Here is a 16,582-nt window from a genome sequence, read left to right as displayed (position 1 = left end):
CGAGTAGTAGAACCCAGGGCGCAAAATATATCGTCTACTTTTTTGGGTTCGGGAGCGCTGAGCTCACGGTAGTTGACTGGCCATTGTTCAACCTTAGGCAGCTTGGCCCAAGAGGCACTTGAAGGTGAGCGGACGAAAGCAACAACACGTTCATAAGCGGGATGTTGATTGAGCAAAGAAACCAAATGACTACCGATTAGTCCGTTTGCGCCAGCAACCCATGCTGTTTTCCCCATGAACTTCTCCATTTACGTATCACTTGCTTGAGCTTGAAACAAAAAAGGCTTTGAAACAGTGCTTCAAAGCCTTCTAGTAATTTATGATTGAAATTAACGGCCAGACCAGTTTGGCGGACGTTTTTCAAGGAAGGCACGTAAGCCTTCTTTTTTGTCGGCTGTTTCGATCAAGGCTGCTTGAGCAAACTTTTCCATAGCCAAGCCAGAGTGTTGTCCTGCCTCAAGGCCATAGTTGACCATCGACTTCATAAACTGAGGAACGAGTGGCGCAAACGCGGCAATTTGACCTGCCATTTTATGTAGCGTCGGCATAAGATCTTCTGGCTCAAGCAAACGGGTAATTAAGCCTATTTGATAAGCGCGGTCAGAATCAATGGTTTCACCCATTAATAACATTTCCATGCCCCAAGCTTTACCAACAATACGTGGTAAACGCTGAGTTGCACCACCACCAGGAATAATACCTAGCTTGCCTTCAGGTGTTGCATATTTGGAGTTAGTCGTACCGATACGAATATCGCAACCCAGTGCCAGCTCCAAGCCACCGCCCATACAGATACCATTGATGGCGGCGATAGATACTTTCTCACTACGCTCACAGCGTTCAGCAAAACCTTGAACAATCGGTTCAAGTGCTTTCTTAATATCTCGGTGTTCTACTTCGTTAAGGTCTGAACCTGAAGCAAAGGCTTTCTCGCCCGCACCGGTTAAACCGATAACGCGAACCTGAGGGTCGGCTTCAGCTTCAGCAAAAGCGTTATGAAGGTCATCCAGCGTCGCTAACGACACCGCGTTATGCTTTGTTGGTCTGTTAAGGGTGATTAATCCCAGAGGACCAATTACTTCATAAAGTATATTTTCGTACGCCATTGCCACAAAATCTCAAAACAAATTAGTTTACATACAGCATGTTAACAGAAGTTTGTATCCCGACACCGAGGCGATTGGCCTAATGCTCTGTTAACACTTTAATCTAAGGGGTAAGCAAGTTACATAATGGTGACGCGCCCGTCAACCTATTATGGGCGATATGCGCTATTTGAATGGCCATATCGTCTTCTTTATAAATCAATTTATTTGCCAGATAGGGGGCGCTATCTTTACAATACGCCCACATTTATATCGACGTATTATTTCGCTAGGAAAAAATAATGACTCAAACATACAAGATTGCGGTTCTCGCAGGTGACGGCATTGGCCCAGAAATTACAGAGCAGGCTTTGCGTGTATTAAAGCTAATTGAAGAAAAACGTGATGTTGTTTTTGATTGCATCGACGGCCCATTCGGAGCCAGTGCTTACTTCTCACATGGTAAGTCTTTCCCTCAGGAAACGATTGATCTATGTGATACAGCGGATGCAATTCTTAAAGGCCCAATCGGCTTGAGCCATGAAGAGTCTGAGAAGATTCCTGTAGAAGAGCGTCCTGAGCGTGGTGCTTTATTACCAATGCGTCGTCGTTTGAATACCTATGCAAACTTTCGCCCGATTTCTTTGCCAGCAGGTATGGCTCATTTCTCACCACTTAAAAAAGAAGTAGTGGGCAATGGTATCGACATCATGTTGATTCGTGAATTGATCGGTGGTCTTTACTTCGGTGGAAAAGAAAGTGGTAAGACTGAAGATGGCCTTCGCTATGTAAAAGAAACCTTGGATTACGATGAAAGCCAGATCCGACAGATTTTGGAAGTTGCTTTTAAAGAATCTATGAAGCGTAAGAAAGTTCTTCACAATATTCACAAGAGTAATGTATTGATCTCTTCTGTACTTTGGAACGAAGTGCTTGAAGAAGTTGCTAAAGATTACCCTGAAGTAGAAGTCATTCACATGTTGGTTGATGCAGCTGCGACTCACCTATGTTTGAACCCAGGTCAGTTTGATGTCATGGTCATGGAAAACATGTTCGGTGATATCTTGAGTGACCAGGGTGGCGGTATTCTTGGTTCTCTAGGTCTAATGCCATCAGCATGTATGGGGCCTGAGAAAGCATACTACGAACCTTCTCACGGTTCTGCACCAGATATTGCTGGCCAAAACAAAGCTAACCCATACTCAATGATTGGTTCTGTTGCATTGATGCTGGACATGAGTTTTGGTTTGGAAGAAGAAGCGAAAGCGGTTTGGACTGCTATGCAGAGCGTCTTCGAAGCAGGCTTCTCTACAAGTGACTTGTCTAAGCCTGGTCAGGGCATCGAGATTCTAAGCACAACAGAGTTTGCTGATAAGGTAATGGCTAAGTTGGAAGAATTGCTATAAACCAGCAAAGAAATTAAAAAAGGGGAGCCATAGCGGTTCCCCTTTTTTGTTCTTGTAGGCAGAGCCTTCCACGGCTCGCTGACGGGGTAGCACGGGGCAGGCTCTACTTGGGAAACAACTCAACAATCTCCGCACTTTCCGCAGGCTTGCTGCTTTGCTCCTGTAAATACTTTCGTGGGTTTGCCAATGCCAGTTGTAGTTCCACAAACGAATCATGCATCATTTCTGAAAGTCTCATACAGGACGATAATGGGCTTCTGGCACCTTGCCTGGCCATATTTATCCTGAACTGCACTCCTTTCAAACGGCGCTGAAGTTCAATAGGTGCTTGCTCGATTGCTTGTTGATAGAGCTCTTCACGGTAACGCTCAAATGCTTCTGGCTTGTTCGAAGCTAAGTATCTTAGTTTATCAAAATCGATCGGGACGATACGAGAGTCCTGATTACCTAAGTGAGAAGACTCCGCTTCTTTAAAGTTTGATCCATCGTGCACGGTAACGACCTCTTACTGTTACAAAGTGTTAGCGATATTTTATCGGTGCGATCAAAAACTGTACAGCTAGAAGGTGTGGGCAGGTCCACGAATTTACAAGATCTCTGCAAAATTTTGTGAAATCACTTAGATAATAGCGGTGATGATTTTGATGCCAGTTTTTCAAGCACTATAAAGTGATTATTCGTCTAAGTTGTGCGCAAGCTTCGTATGATAAAAATGTGGCTTTGTAAATCTTATAGTCAATGTTTCAAGTGAGTTAACATTTGGCTTTATTACTTCAAGACTTCTGCAATAATACTGGCAATATCTATAGTGTTTGTTGAGTGGGGGACGGTGTTACAAGTTAGTATGTCTTTGATCGGTGCTTTAGACATTTCACAGTATGCATCTTCAGAGAAAAGTGCGTGCACACCAATGCATATAGGCTCTTGTAAACCTTCGGCTACAAGCGCTTCGGCAGTACGAATCATGGTCCGACCTGTCGAGATAATATCGTCAATAAGTACGGGGGTTCTTTGTGCAAAGTCTTGAGCATTTGGGCTCGAAACTTCTACGTTCTTATCGCCGAAACGTTGTTTTTCTAGAATTAAGTAGGGGCAGCCAATCATGTCTGCTGCCGCCGCAGCCCATTGCTCACTTTCACTGTCAGGGCCAACCACCAAGGGGGTCTCAATATTTTCTTTAACCCATGAGGCTATTAAAGGGTTAGCTTGCAGAGTGTGTGTTTCCATTGTGTAAATTTCACCCAGTGAATGGTAGCGATGCAGGTGAGGGTCGATGGTGATTAAGCGATCTAAATACTGATTTAACAACTTAGCGTAATAGCGTGAAGTCAGAGCCTCTCCTTCGTGAAACTTAATATCCTGACGCATATAGGGAAGATAAGGACAGACTAAGGTAGTACTGGCTATTCCAAGCTCGCGTAAGGTTTCGCAAAGATAAACCAAGGGTAGAAACTTTGAATTTGGCTGGTGCATATTCGAGACTATAATGGCTTCACGCTGCTGGTAATCGCTATGTACTCTCATGTAAGTTTCACCATCAGGGAACTGGCGGTGTTCCAACTTGGCAGGTTCTGCATTTAACTCCGTAGATAGCGCAGCGAATAGCTCAGGTGCAGCGTAGAGGTCAAAAATTAAAGGTTTCATAGAGTTTCTTCCTCAATTCGAATAGCATCAGGGTGAGCGCTTAGAAAGTCGATCGCATATTCAAGTTCACCTTTTGTTTCTGCGTGCAGTTCAAAAAGTGGTGTACCAATATCGACTATATCCCCTAAATGGGTCTTAAAGAGTATACCGGCGGCAGCTGCAGAGGGCGCGCCAGCGAGTTTAGCCAGTTTACTGATAAAGCGGTTATTGATGTAACAAACTATACCCTGTTTATCCGAGAATACCTCATGACGATAGGGGGCCTTGGGTGGTTCCCTCATACCTCCCTGCGCCTCACATATAGCTTGGAATTTTGTCCAGGCTTTGCCTGAATCCAGAATTTCTGTGGCCCTATCAAGGCAGTGATTCGGCTCTGCCGCATCGCCCATTTCCAAAATCTTTGCAGCAATCAGTAGTGCTCTCTGTCTTAGGTCTTGAGGTGCTAGCGGGCTATTTTGTAGTACGGTTAAAATATCTTGCGCTTCCAAGGCAGGGCCGATGCCGAAACCCACGGGTTGTTGGCCATCTGTCATTAGGCAGGATATTTTTAATCCTAAGGCTTCACTGCTTCGTTCTAGCTGTGTCGATAGTTTTGTCGCGTAGTCCATATCGCGAACTTTGGCGGTAATGCCAACCGGCAAATCGATTAAGGCATGTGTTGACCCGGCAGCCACTTTTTTGGATATCACCGATGCGACCAATTGGCCTTCGCTATCAAGGTCGAGTGCACGTTCGACACGAATCAGAATATCATCTGCCGGGCTAAGGCTAACTGAGCCTCCCCAGGCAATACAGCCGCCTTCTTGTTCAACTACTGATCTCATTTGCTCAATGCTCAAGGTCACGGGAGCAAGAGTTTCCATGGTGTCGGCGGTACCGGCAGGTGAGGTAATACCGCGTGAGGAAGTTTTCGGCATGATCAAACCGGCAGCACTTACAATAGCGACGACGATGGGTGTCGTTCTATTGCCAGGTAAGCCTCCAACACAGTGCTTATCCATCACCTTTTCACTGCCCCACTCGAGTTGACTACCTGCATCGACCATGGCCTTGGTAAGGGAAATAATTTCGTCGGTATTGAGTCGGTTTCCTGCACAAGCGGTGACAAAGGCGGCTAGCTGAATGTCAGAATAGTAGCCTCTCGTGATATCGTGAATAATATGCTTGCTAGAGTAGTCGTTAAAACTATTACCGTAGACTTTGCCGCGAACTGCGCTCATCGAATCGGCCGGTTTTGCATGGGAAAAGTAAGCCCGTTCGCCTTCATCGGCACTCAGTAATTTCCATGCCGACTCGGACAGGCCAACCTCCTGACGAGACAAGTCTCCATTAGTCACCATATTTACTGTTGCAATAATGCTGTTCTTTTCAGTGGTGATACGCACACGACTTTGGGCATAAAATCCCTCAGAGCGACAGACGTGGCAATTTTTATGCATATAAATGACAGGCTCTTGATGCGTGTCGATATGCATTCGTTTTAATTGCAGGAAGTTAAGTTCCTGTTGGGCAGTTTTGTTGGGCTCACTGGTGCGGCTCATTGCGTTACCTGATTTTTCTTATACGAATATTCATAAAATAACATGAAATTATTCATGGGCGTCAATAATTGATGTCGTGACTTGATATCGGTCGGTTCATGGAGCGTTTTAACACTATATTATTGTAGCCAGAGTCTTCTACTGTTAACTGGCCGTGAGGTTCGGGGAAGGTTCATGTGAGGAGTGGAACTCCTTGCCTAGCTTAACTGAGTGATGGCTTCCTCAAAACATATATACATTTTAGGCCTTGATTTTGTATGCTTGGAATAACGAGTCTAAGGATAAGAGCATGTTAAAAATAAAATTTATCGGTGGTGCTGGTACAGTTACAGGTTCCAAATACCTTCTGACTATAAACGACAAGAAAGTCCTGGTTGACTGCGGTATGTTTCAAGGGGTAAAAAACCTACGAGACAAGAACTGGCAACCGTTTCCGATCGATGCCTCAAGTCTCGACGTTATCTTACTGACTCATGGGCATGTAGATCATAGTGGTTATATTCCTGCTCTTAAGAAGGCCGGATTCAAGGGTGTAATCTATTGTAGTAGTGGTACCTTAGACCTGTGTGGTGTGCTTCTACCTGACGCCGGTTTCCTTCAGGAAGAAGATGCTCGCTACGCAAATCGAAAAAGATTCTCTAAGCACTCTCCTGCGTTGCCTCTTTATACGGAAGAGGATGCGAACGCATCGCTGGAATTATTTGAACCTGTCTCGATGAATAAGGAAATAGAGATCCTTAAAGGGGTGAAGGTTGAATTCAAGCCGGTTGGGCATATCCTGGGTGCCGCCTCTATTCGACTTAGCGCCTTGGGAAGAAGCATAACCTTTAGTGGAGACGTTGGTCGCTCTGATGACTTGGTAATGAAAGCGCCTCAAAAGCTAAGTGAAACAGATTACTTGGTGGTAGAGTCGACTTATGGTGATCGACTACATGAAGATATCGATGCCTTTGCATTCTTTGAAGAAATCATCAATAAAACCAGTAAGCGCGGTGGCATTGTCTTGATGCCTTCCTTTGCGGTTGGCCGTACGCAAATTAATCTTCATATTCTTCAAGAGCTTAAGAAACAGGGGCGAATACCTGACTTACCCATATTTCTCAATAGCCCCATGGCGATTACGGCGACCGAGATCTATTGTCGGCACAATAAAGAGCACAAGCTTAGTGCCAGCCAGTGTGCTGAAATAGACCATGGAACTCATTTTGTACGCACCGCTGAAGAGTCTATCGCACTTAATGGCAGTTCTTATCCTTCAGTAATCATCTCTGCCAGCGGTATGGCAAGTGGTGGCAGAGTTTTACACCACTTAAAAAATCTCTTACCGCATCATCAGCACAGTATCGTTTTTATCGGATTTCAGGCACCTGGAACGCGAGGTGATACCCTGGTCAGTGGTGCTGCTGAAGTCAAAATACACGGCCAGTACTACCCTGTGAAAGCGGAGGTTTATCATAGTGGTAGCCTGTCTGCCCACGGCGACTATCAAGAAATTATTGACTGGTTGCGTGCGTCAAAGATCTCCCCCAAGCAAGTGTTCGTTACCCATGGTGAGCGTAGTGCCTCTGACTCAATGCGTATGAAGATAAAAGAGCAGTTGGGTTTGAAAGCTTGTGTACCGGAGCCTGGTCAGGAATTTGAACTGAATTAGTAAATAGTCTCGGTCAATAATTAAGGTTGGATATGGAGCAATTTCAGTTACTAGAGTTTATTTCAGGAATCGGGGTATTTCTATTTGGTATTGATCAACTAGAGAAGGCCTTGAAGGCTTTAAGCAGTCGTTCCTTGAAAGTCATGCTGCGCAAGCATACAACTCATCCTTTAAAGTCGATACTAGGTGGGACGGTCGCAACAGCCATTCTGCAGAGCAGTTCGGTTGTTGGCTTAATGACGCTGGCCTTTGTCGGGGCCGGTATTCTCGATATGCGCAATGCGCTGGGGATCATTCTAGGGTCTAATCTGGGAACAACGTTTACCGGCTGGATCGTTGCAACCTTGGGCTTTAAGCTCAGTTTGTCTGCTTTCTATCTACCGATGCTGGGTCTGGGGTGTTTAGGTTTAGTTAGCTTTGGTGATGATAAAAAGCTCCGTCACATGAGTCGCCTATTAATGGGCTTAGGGCTGTTGCTGATGGGCTTGGTGCTGATGAAAGATAGCATTGAGGCTTTTTCGCAAAGCTTCGATGTCTCTATATTCAAAGAGTATGGAATTTTTGTTTTTTTTCTAGTGGGCGTTATCTTCACGGCCATCATTCAATCCAGCTCCGCGACAATGATGATCACCTTGAGTGCACTTAATGCTCAAATAATTGGATTAGATCAAGCGGCGGCATTAGTGATCGGTGCAGACCTAGGAACCACCGGCACTGTTATGCTCGGTGCCTTAAAAGGAACGCCAATTAAAAGGCAGGTGGCAGCAGCGCACTTCTTTTTCAACCTGATCACCGATTTATTGGCACTCCTATGTTTGCCTTTGCTGTTGAAAATTATCAATGATGTCTACCAAGTCGAAGACCCTTTACTTGGTTTGGTCGCCTTCCACAGTACCTTTAATGTAATTGGTATTTGCCTCTTTATTCCCTTTTTGGGGGCATTTGCACGCATGCTGGAAAGGCTCTTCAAAGAAGATACCAGTGCCATTAATTGCCATATCAAGTCAATTCCAGAAGGTGAAGTGGAAGAATCCCTCTTGGCCCTGGAGTCAGAGTCAATTCATCTATTTAGCCGTGTATTGGTGTTAAATCTGGCCTGTTTTAATATTAATACCCTTAATATTAAACAAAGTAAATTGATTGGCTCAGAGCCGGAGAATGCAGGGTATTTGAATGATACGGATCAGTTTGATGATGGCTATGAAGATATTAAACAGCTAGAAGGTGAGGTCGTAGAGTTTGCTTATCGTGTGCAGAAAGGGCGCGTTGAAACAGATCAATCTGAGCGTATTGAGCAGATATTGGAAGCAATTCGAAATGCCACCTATGCCGCCAAGGAGGTTAAAGATATTCGTCATGATCTAAGCTATCTCAGACAGTCTGATAACCTCTTTATTTATAATACCTATCAACAAATTATTGCTCAGGTAGAGGCTTTTTATTCCGGGGTGAGTGACTTATTTAACCATCGCAATGAGGTGGTTTTGTTAGAAATGTACACGGAGCTTAAACGTAATACTGATGAGCATAAACAAGTCGTAACCCAAGCGATATATTCCGATAGTCAGGAACACAAATTGACGGAGCAGGATCTATCAACCATGTTGAATACAGTGGGTGAGGTGAGCTTATCGCAAACTTTGTTACTAAGAGCGATGCAAAGCTATTTGTTCTCGGAAGCCTCTAGTCGTAACTTGGCATCGGCTGTTTAGAAAGGTGAGTCTATGAAGCTGGTTTTTATACATGGCTCGGGTATGAATAGTGTGGTTTGGGAGCAGCAGCTTGTGCATTTCAGCCACTCGGAAGCGGTTGATTTACCGGGACATCCTAATGGCCCAAAGCTTAAAACTATGGAAGACTATGTACAGTCTGTTGGCACTTATCTCGATACGCTAGACGATGTCATACTGGTCGGGCACTCCTTAGGTAGTGCCGTGGTACTGGCTTTGGCAGCGCAAGGGCACCGCTCGCTCAAAGGGATGGTTCTAATCGGTGCAGGTGCTCGTTTAAAAGTTCTGCCAACTTTATTAGATAAACTTACTGACCTGTTCGCTAAAGGGGACGACAGGATTCCCGAGTCTGTGCTGGCAATGAATCATAGAATTGATGAGCCGCTACGCAGTAAAATTAATGCCGCAATGCAGGAAAATGGAGCAGGTGTTTTACTAAGAGACTTGCAAGCATGCAATGGCTTTGATCTGATGAACGAGCTAGCGAGTATCGACTTGCCTAGCTTAATCATAGTGGGTGATCAGGATATTATGACCCCGCCCAAATACGCTGACTACCTCAAGAAGGCTTTAGCTAATGCAAGTCTGGCTCTTATACCGGGTGGCAGTCATATGGTATTTGCCGAGCAAGCAGATGAGGTGAATGCCAGAATAGATAGCTTCATCAATACACTCTAATCATACCCGTAAACAGAGGGTTTCACCCCTCGCTAGAATCTGCCACCGTGCTAAACCGCTAGCGAGGCTCGGAGGCCTCTGCCCACGAATAATAGAAATTGCTACCTCATAGAATATTACCATTTTGCGGTTTGCTTCCTTTTGCAGGGTGTAGCTGATGTTATAGAATTCTCCGCTCAGAAGAGAATAATAGGTAGTCACGAAATGGAAGCTTATCTGCAGGCTTGCCCCTATATCGATTGGCGGCACGAAGCCGTGCAACGTCAGGCAAGTTTGTTAGCGCAAGGAAGGCAAGATTGCTACGTAATCGCCCAAAGGTGTTTTGGGTTTGTGCGTGATGAAATAAAACACAGTTGGGATTACCGGTTGAATCCGGTGACGGTTTCAGCTTCTCAGGTGCTTGAACACGGAACAGGTTTTTGTTACGCAAAAAGCCACTTATTGGCTGCTTTACTTAGAGCGAATCAAATTCCGACTGCGATATGCTATCAACGTGTACGTCTCGATGACACCCCTAGCTTTTGTTTGCATGCACTAAACGCTGTGCATCTGCCTGACTATGGTTGGTACCGTATCGATGCACGTGGGAATACCCCTGAAATCGACGCTCAATTCACGCCTCCAGTTGAAAAACTGGCAATTGAGCGATATGGTTTGGGAGAGTTTTTTCTCGAAGGGCTCTATGAAGCGCCCTTATCATCTGTGACCAAGCTACTTGAGAGCTGTGAAACGATAGAGCAAGTAGCTCAGCGTTTAAGTGAAACTGATACTTTGGGCCATCAAAGCAATGAATAAAATGCCATTCTCTCTTCAGGTGACTATATTTCTTGTCACATTCTCGCTATTAGCTATTTATATGGTTGGCGGCTTAGAAACCGAAGATGGTAAAACTCTCTTGGTGATCGTACTTATTGGTGGCTTGATCTCCACACTCCGAGCAGCCTACCTAAGAAATAAGCAAATTAAGAAAGCGATAGCGCGTCAAAAAGAGCTGTCTTGAGCTTAACTCATCAGCTTTGCTTTTTTCGTCGCACTAACTGGCTCAATAAGGCTCTAAGCTTCGCGGGTTTAAGCGGTTTGCTTAAAAAGTTGAAGCCTTGCCCTTTCGCTATACTCGCCAACTCTGGTTCGGAGGCGGCTGAAATGATGCAGACGGGAACGTCTTGCCCCCATATCTCTAATAGCTCATTCGCTAATTTGATACCGTTTGAATACTTGTCTTCGCCTTCATCATGCGTCAGCTGGTAGTCCATGAGTAGCACGTCAGGTACAAAGTGTTTGGTACTATCATCGAGAATACTTTCGGCACTGTTGTAAGACAGCATCTTGCAGTTCCATTTGTTGAGCAGTGCTTCGGTAGCTTTAAGGTTTTCCTGTTGGTCATCAACATAAATGACATTTAAACCTTCGATATCGCTTTCATTAGCGATCTCTTGCGGAGCCTCGATGATTTTGGGTAAGTGGCTTTGAGGTAAGGATATAGAGAAACAGCTGCCCTTCCTTAGTTTTGAATCGAGAGAAATGGGGTGTTGAAGTAGTTCTGCTAAACGCTCTGCAACAGCCAGCCCTAGGCCTAAACCGGCAATACTCTTTTGAGTCGGGGCTCGATAGAAGTCTGAAAAAATACGCGCCTGGTCGGTTTCCGCGATGCCTGAGCCAGTATCATAGACGCATACTCTCACGCGTTCACCTTCGCGACGGCAGCCGACCAAGATCTTACCGCTTTCGGTATATTTAACAGCATTAGAAAAGAAGTTTTGCAGGATTCGTCGCAGATATTTTTTATCGGACTCTACCACCAGTGAACTGGGTACGAAATGTAGTTCAACCTCGTCCTTAACCAATACTTTAAATTCATTTACCAGGGGTTGAAGGATATCGTCTAATTTGAATCGGCTGAGTTGTGGCGACAGGGAGCCGGTATCCAGTCGTGCTATTTCGAGTAGTGAGGAAATGATACTTTCGGCGCTTAGAATCGCATCCCGAATTTGCACGATAGTGCTCATGTCTCGACGGTCTTCTTTTACATCTAGCAAGGTATTGGCATAGAGCTGAGCGGCGTTGATTGGTTGTAAAATATCATGGCTGGCTAGGGCCAGAAAGCGCGATTTAGTGGTATTCGCTTCTTCTGCCACGGCTTTGGCCTTTAGCAATTGCTCTTCAACTTCTTTTCTCAGTTCAATCTCTTTACGTAAATCCTGATTGATAGATTCAATCTGAGCGGTACGGCTTTGCACGCGTTGCTCCAAGTAAAGATTGTTTTGTTCGAGTTCATCCTGAGCGGCCATAAAGTCGGTGATATCGTCATAAGTGGTGACATAGCCTCCATCGGGAAGAGGGTTGCCCTTTATCTCGATAACGTGGCCGTTATGATGCTTGCGTACAACACGATAAGGCTTTCCTTGCATCAAATGTTTAAGACGTCGTTGAACATGCTCGTCAATGGCCCCAGGCCCCAATAGTCCGCGCTCAGCATTGAAGCGAACCAAGTCAGAAACTGCAATTCCGATTTGCAGCATGCCTTGGGGATAGTTAAACATTTCTTCATAGCGACGATTCCAGGCAACCATATTGAGGTCTCCGTTGACGACGCTAATGCCCGAAGAAATATTATCGAAGGACGCGAATAAAATATCCTGATTGAAACGCAGTGCTCGGGTCGTTTCTTCAAAGATATTAACGACTTCTTCTACCGCCAGCTTCTGACCACTCCTTAGGCTTTCTATCATGGCCTGAGAGGAGGCAACGCCAACAATGCCAGATAAGGATTGTTGGGCTTTTTTGATCAGTCGAGCGTCGGCTGTATTACCGCTGGTATGGTCGTATTCACCAAAGAGTTTGTTAGTGATGCTGCTGCCAACAAACTGTTCCAAAAGTGAGCGCAGGTCGAAGGTGCTAATATCGTCATAATTTTGGTATTCCGAGGCACGTTTTTGGGACTGGTTAGTAAAAGCCAGGGCTTGAATTCGGTCTGATAAAGTTGTTCTGTTTTGACGTGAAACGACGATAGTGGTGAGGATATTGGCGAGTAAGCTTAGAACCACACCTCGACTGAATTCATCGCTAAAGCTTAAACCAAAGAGAAACTCCGGGCGCAACCATTTTACACCCAGAGGGCCTTGCGAAAGTAAATCTGTTGATACCATGCCGGTATCAACCAGTAGCGGCAGCATTAAGGTGTAGGCCCAAGTGATCAGTCCTGCTGCCAGCCCGGCATAGATTCCCGTGGCATTACTTCGCGTCCAATATAGCCCAAAAATAATAGCCGGTGCCAGTTGAACAGCTAATGCAAAAGCTGTCAGGCCGATACTGGTCAAGGCTGCATTTTCAGCAAAAACGACCTGATAGAGATAAGCAAAAATAACGACCAGAACCACAGTCAATCGGCGCGCAAAAATAAGCGATTGTGTGTAGTCTTTAAAACGATTCGCCCCTTTTTGACGACGCATAATGATTGGTAGAATAACGTCGTTGCTTAGCATTTGGCTTAAGGTGACGGTTGCCACGATGATCATTGCGGTTGCCGCAGAAAAGCCACCCAGAAAGGCAATTAAAGAAAGTGTTTGCTGCTCTTGAGCCAATGGGATTGAGATGACATAGGTATCTGCCGAGACTTGCCCATCTGCAAACATCAGGTTTCCTGCCTGAGCGATAAAGTAGATACACAAACCGATGAGTGTCAGGTAAATAGGAAAGACATACCTGGCGGTGCGCAAGTGATTTTCTGATTGGCACTCGACAAAGGCTATATGGAACATTCTAGGCAGGCAAAAAATAGCGCACGCCGAAAGAAACATTTCAACAAAAAAGCGCAGGTCAATTGAGTCACTGACCGCGATAGTATTTAAGTCTTGCTTACTTAATTCAATTTGCTCTGGTGAAACGCCGCTCATCCAATAGAGTGCAAAACCCGTGACAAAAAATAAAGCCACTAGTTTGATCAGGGACTCAAAGGCCACAGCACTAACCAAACCTGCATGATAGCCAGAGACATCAAGCTGCCGGGAACCGAACAACAAAGCAAAGCCTATCATGCTGAAGGCGATCAGCAGGGTGACATCCTGATTACCGACCTGATGGGTATCGATGATCAAAGACAAGGTGTCTGAAACTGCTTTTAGCTGTAAAGAAATATACGGTACTGTCGCCAGTAAAATCACCAGGGTCGTGGTCGCAGCAATGCCTTGGCGCTTGCCGTAACGGGAGGCTAAAAAGTCGGCAATACTATGAATATGCTCTTGCCGACAAATTAGAAAAATCTTATTCAAGATTGGCCACCCTAGTGTAAACAGCAGTATCGGGCCAAGCAAAATTGGCAGGAAATCCCAGGTAGAAGTTGAAGCTGTTCCGACTAAACCATAAAAAGTCCAAGATGTGCAGTACACGCCCAAGGCCAAGGCATAGACATAAGGATGGCGAGACCAGGAGTCTTCAGAGAAGCGTGTTTGGTCGCCTTGTCTTGCAACCCAGAATAACAGAGCGGTATAAGCGATGATGGCAGTAAACACTATGCTGGCTGACACGATGACCTCTTCATTTAATTATTATTTCTGGAGTATTCGCTATGTATATACAGCTTGCTGACTATCGGTGAATAAAAACCAGTGCTGTATCGCATTTTTCATATAGTAAGGTCTACTACTTTAGTCGTAACTTAGACCAAAGTCTTGGTCCCTTCTCCTAAATTACTTGCTAGATTGGCCTTGGCTTCTGGAAATAAAAGAAGACCTGGAGGCTGTCGGAGAATTGCGATCGGGTAACGGTTTACCGAAAGATCGTGATTCTCCGACAGTCTACTTTAGCCTTAAATGTAAGGTTCAACTAAGCGGAGATGTGTCATGCAAGAAAATAATAATGAGCAAGCATCTGCGTACTGGCAATACAATATCAAACTCATGCTAAAGCTGTTATGCATTTGGTTTGTCGTATCGTTTGTATGCGGAATCCTACTGGTCGATGTACTGAATCAGATTCAAATTGGCGGCTATAAATTGGGCTTCTGGTTTGCTCAACAGGGCTCGATGTATAGCTTTGTTGTGTTGGTCTTTTATTACGCAAAAAAAATGGCGGCACTTGACCGCGAATTTAACGTAGAAGAATAGGAGGCTGATATGGAACTGCAAACCTTAACTTATATCGTGGTGGGTATTACATTTGCTATGTATATTGGCATAGCCATCTGGGCGCGTGCCGGGTCTACCAAAGAATTCTATGTGGCCGGTGGTGGTGTTCACCCCGTTGCAAATGGAATGGCAACCGCTGCTGACTGGATGTCTGCCGCTTCGTTTATCTCAATGGCGGGTTTAATTGCTTTTTATGGCTATGGCGGTTCGGTCTTCTTAATGGGCTGGACAGGTGGTTATGTATTGCTGGCAATGTGCTTGGCACCTTACCTAAGAAAGTTTGGTAAGTTTACCGTACCAGAGTTTATTGGCGACCGTTTCTACTCTAGAACTGCTCGTATTGTCGCAGTGGTTTGTTTGATCGTAGCTTCGGTAACCTATGTTATCGGCCAGATGAAAGGTATCGGTGTCGCTTTCTCCCGCTTCCTTGAAGTGGATTACGGAACAGGCTTGTTAACCGGTATGTGCATTGTTTTTTTCTACGCCGTCATGGGCGGAATGAAGGGCATTACCTATACGCAGATTGTTCAATATTGCGTATTGATATTTGCTTACACGATTCCGGCTGTCTTTATTTCTTTACACCTAACCGGAAATCCGATTCCACAGCTTGGATTGGGCAGTACTATGGTGGGTAGTGAAACCTTCTTGCTTGATCGACTCGATCAAGTCGTCTCGGAACTCGGTTTTGCTGAATACACCACACAGGCTCGGCTCAGTACCACGAACATGTTTGTTTATACCATGTCTTTGATGATTGGTACGGCGGGCTTGCCTCACGTGATTATACGCTTCTTTACGGTTCCTAAAGTGAAGGATGCGCGAACGTCTGCTGGTTGGGCGCTAGTCTTCATTACCATTCTCTATACGACTGCACCTGCTGTGGCAGCGATGGCACGCTTGAACCTAATGAATACTATTGAACCTGCTAAAGGCGAGCACCTTGTTTATGACGAGCGTCCTGATTGGTTCAAAAAGTGGGAAACAACAGGCTTGTTGAAGTTTGAAGACAAGAATGGGGATGGCAAGGTTCAATACACGTCTAACAAAGAAACAAATGAAATGGTGAAAGTGGATCGTGACATTATGGTTCTTGCTAATCCGGAAATCGCGCAGTTGCCTAATTGGGTTATTGCCTTAGTTGCAGCGGGTGGTTTGGCTGCCGCACTCTCGACCGCTGCAGGCTTATTGCTGGCTATTGCCTCGGCAATATCACATGACTTACTCAAGGGTGTCTTTAGGCCTGACATTTCAGAAAAGAATGAACTCATGGCGAGTAGGGTTGCCATGGCAGGAGCCATTGCCTTTGCAGGCTATCTCGGCTTTAACCCGCCAGACTTTGCCGCGGGTACCGTCGCCTTAGCCTTTGGCTTGGCAGCCTCTTCGATCTTCCCGGTCTTAATGATGGGTATCTTTAGCAAGAAGGTGACCAAGGAAGGTGCAATCGCGGGTATGATTTCCGGGATTGGTGTGACACTGCTTTACGTCTTCCAGCACAAGGGAATCATGTTTGTGGCTAGTACGTCTTTCTTAGGTGATATGCCAGCTAACTGGTTCTTGGGAATTGAGCCGAACGCCTTTGGTGCGATCGGTGCCGTGGTTAACTTTACCGTTGCCTTTGCTGTGTCGAAATTGACGGTTGAGCCTCCACAGCATGTTCAAGATTTGGTTGAACATATCCGTGTACCGGCTGGCGCTGGTGAAGCGCATGCGCACTAAGTTAG

The 16,582-nt window shown here is 45.4% G+C and carries 14 protein-coding genes; 8 read left to right on the top strand and 6 right to left on the bottom strand.

The window, feature by feature from the left end; all coding sequences use genetic code 11:
* Positions 1–248 (bottom strand): NAD-dependent epimerase/dehydratase family protein (locus A3763_RS20350; protein ID WP_156495213.1); only part of this gene is annotated, 248 nt, incomplete at its 3' end.
* A gap of 81 nt (positions 249–329) precedes the next feature.
* Positions 330–1,106 carry an enoyl-CoA hydratase/isomerase family protein gene (locus A3763_RS20345; RefSeq protein WP_068510362.1) on the bottom strand — a complete coding sequence of 259 codons (777 nt, stop codon included), beginning with the start codon at positions 1,104–1,106 and terminating at the stop codon, positions 330–332.
* A 281-nt stretch (positions 1,107–1,387) separates the two neighbouring features.
* Here A3763_RS20345 and leuB point away from each other — a divergent pair, with 281 nt between their 5' ends.
* A complete protein-coding gene (leuB, locus tag A3763_RS20340; protein ID WP_068510364.1) occupies positions 1,388–2,491 on the top strand; it encodes a 3-isopropylmalate dehydrogenase in 1,104 nt (367 codons plus the stop codon).
* Positions 2,492–2,594: 103 nt separating this feature from the next.
* Here the strand turns inward: leuB and A3763_RS20335 are convergent, their stop codons facing one another.
* From A3763_RS20335 to A3763_RS20325, 3 genes are all read right to left on the bottom strand, one after another.
* Complete coding sequence (locus tag A3763_RS20335; protein ID WP_068510366.1) at positions 2,595–2,984, bottom strand: DUF3135 domain-containing protein; 390 nt, start codon at positions 2,982–2,984, stop codon at positions 2,595–2,597.
* 275 nt (positions 2,985–3,259) lie between these two features.
* A complete protein-coding gene (locus A3763_RS20330) occupies positions 3,260–4,135 on the bottom strand; it encodes a ribose-phosphate pyrophosphokinase (RefSeq protein WP_068510368.1) in 876 nt (291 codons plus the stop codon).
* On the bottom strand, positions 4,132–5,676 hold the full coding sequence (locus A3763_RS20325; RefSeq protein ID WP_068510370.1) for a thymidine phosphorylase family protein: 1,545 nt from the start codon (positions 5,674–5,676) through the stop codon (positions 4,132–4,134). Before A3763_RS20325 ends, A3763_RS20330 begins: the two co-directional genes overlap by 4 nt.
* Positions 5,677–5,965: 289 nt before the next feature.
* On the opposite strand from A3763_RS20325, the gene A3763_RS20320 reads away from it, so the two are divergent.
* From A3763_RS20320 to A3763_RS20300, 5 genes are all read left to right on the top strand, one after another.
* Positions 5,966–7,327, top strand: a complete 1,362-nt coding sequence (locus A3763_RS20320) for an MBL fold metallo-hydrolase RNA specificity domain-containing protein (RefSeq protein ID WP_068552972.1) — start codon at positions 5,966–5,968, stop codon at positions 7,325–7,327.
* A gap of 32 nt (positions 7,328–7,359) precedes the next feature.
* The gene (locus A3763_RS20315; RefSeq protein ID WP_068516580.1) at positions 7,360–9,039 is read left to right on the top strand and encodes a Na/Pi cotransporter family protein; all 1,680 of its coding nucleotides are present in this window, start codon (positions 7,360–7,362) and stop codon (positions 9,037–9,039) included.
* Positions 9,040–9,051: 12 nt separating this feature from the next.
* Complete coding sequence (locus tag A3763_RS20310) at positions 9,052–9,735, top strand: alpha/beta fold hydrolase (protein WP_068516584.1); 684 nt, start codon at positions 9,052–9,054, stop codon at positions 9,733–9,735.
* Between the two features lie 204 nt (positions 9,736–9,939).
* Positions 9,940–10,530, top strand: a complete 591-nt coding sequence (locus tag A3763_RS20305) for a transglutaminase family protein (RefSeq protein ID WP_068516587.1) — start codon at positions 9,940–9,942, stop codon at positions 10,528–10,530.
* Positions 10,523–10,735, top strand: coding sequence for a hypothetical protein (locus tag A3763_RS20300; RefSeq protein WP_156490258.1), 213 nt, complete (start codon positions 10,523–10,525; stop codon positions 10,733–10,735). The genes A3763_RS20305 and A3763_RS20300 overlap by 8 nt, the downstream gene beginning before the upstream one ends.
* Positions 10,736–10,745: 10 nt before the next feature.
* On the opposite strand, the gene A3763_RS20295 is transcribed toward A3763_RS20300, so the two are convergent.
* The gene (locus A3763_RS20295; RefSeq protein ID WP_068633043.1) at positions 10,746–14,258 is read right to left on the bottom strand and encodes a PAS domain-containing hybrid sensor histidine kinase/response regulator; all 3,513 of its coding nucleotides are present in this window, start codon (positions 14,256–14,258) and stop codon (positions 10,746–10,748) included.
* A gap of 315 nt (positions 14,259–14,573) precedes the next feature.
* On the opposite strand from A3763_RS20295, the gene A3763_RS20290 reads away from it, so the two are divergent.
* Both A3763_RS20290 and A3763_RS20285 read left to right on the top strand, forming a co-directional pair.
* The gene (locus A3763_RS20290) at positions 14,574–14,837 is read left to right on the top strand and encodes a DUF4212 domain-containing protein (RefSeq protein WP_068516597.1); all 264 of its coding nucleotides are present in this window, start codon (positions 14,574–14,576) and stop codon (positions 14,835–14,837) included.
* A gap of 9 nt (positions 14,838–14,846) precedes the next feature.
* Complete coding sequence (locus A3763_RS20285; protein ID WP_068552975.1) at positions 14,847–16,577, top strand: sodium:solute symporter family protein; 1,731 nt, start codon at positions 14,847–14,849, stop codon at positions 16,575–16,577.
* Positions 16,578–16,582: the final 5 nt, after the last annotated feature.

It is taken from the genome of Oleiphilus sp. HI0128 (assembly GCF_001635365.1).
Note: the sequence above shows the minus strand (reverse complement) of the source record. Positions and strands in the feature narration are given on the sequence as shown.

Bases quoted from the DNA above. Each gene is read 5' to 3' on its own strand.
- A3763_RS20285 (WP_068552975.1), top strand. From the start codon at position 14,847: ATGGAACTGCAAACCTTAACTTATATCGTGGTGGGTATTACATTTGCT.
- A3763_RS20315 (WP_068516580.1), top strand. From the start codon at position 7,360: ATGGAGCAATTTCAGTTACTAGAGTTTATTTCAGGAATCGGGGTATTT.
- A3763_RS20290 (WP_068516597.1), top strand. From the start codon at position 14,574: ATGCAAGAAAATAATAATGAGCAAGCATCTGCGTACTGGCAATACAAT.
- A3763_RS20300 (WP_156490258.1), top strand. From the start codon at position 10,523: ATGAATAAAATGCCATTCTCTCTTCAGGTGACTATATTTCTTGTCACA.
- A3763_RS20325 (WP_068510370.1), bottom strand. From the start codon at position 5,676: ATGAGCCGCACCAGTGAGCCCAACAAAACTGCCCAACAGGAACTTAAC.
- A3763_RS20310 (WP_068516584.1), top strand. From the start codon at position 9,052: ATGAAGCTGGTTTTTATACATGGCTCGGGTATGAATAGTGTGGTTTGG.
- A3763_RS20305 (WP_068516587.1), top strand. From the start codon at position 9,940: ATGGAAGCTTATCTGCAGGCTTGCCCCTATATCGATTGGCGGCACGAA.
- A3763_RS20330 (WP_068510368.1), bottom strand. From the start codon at position 4,135: ATGAAACCTTTAATTTTTGACCTCTACGCTGCACCTGAGCTATTCGCT.
- leuB (WP_068510364.1), top strand. From the start codon at position 1,388: ATGACTCAAACATACAAGATTGCGGTTCTCGCAGGTGACGGCATTGGC.
- A3763_RS20345 (WP_068510362.1), bottom strand. From the start codon at position 1,106: ATGGCGTACGAAAATATACTTTATGAAGTAATTGGTCCTCTGGGATTA.
- A3763_RS20320 (WP_068552972.1), top strand. From the start codon at position 5,966: ATGTTAAAAATAAAATTTATCGGTGGTGCTGGTACAGTTACAGGTTCC.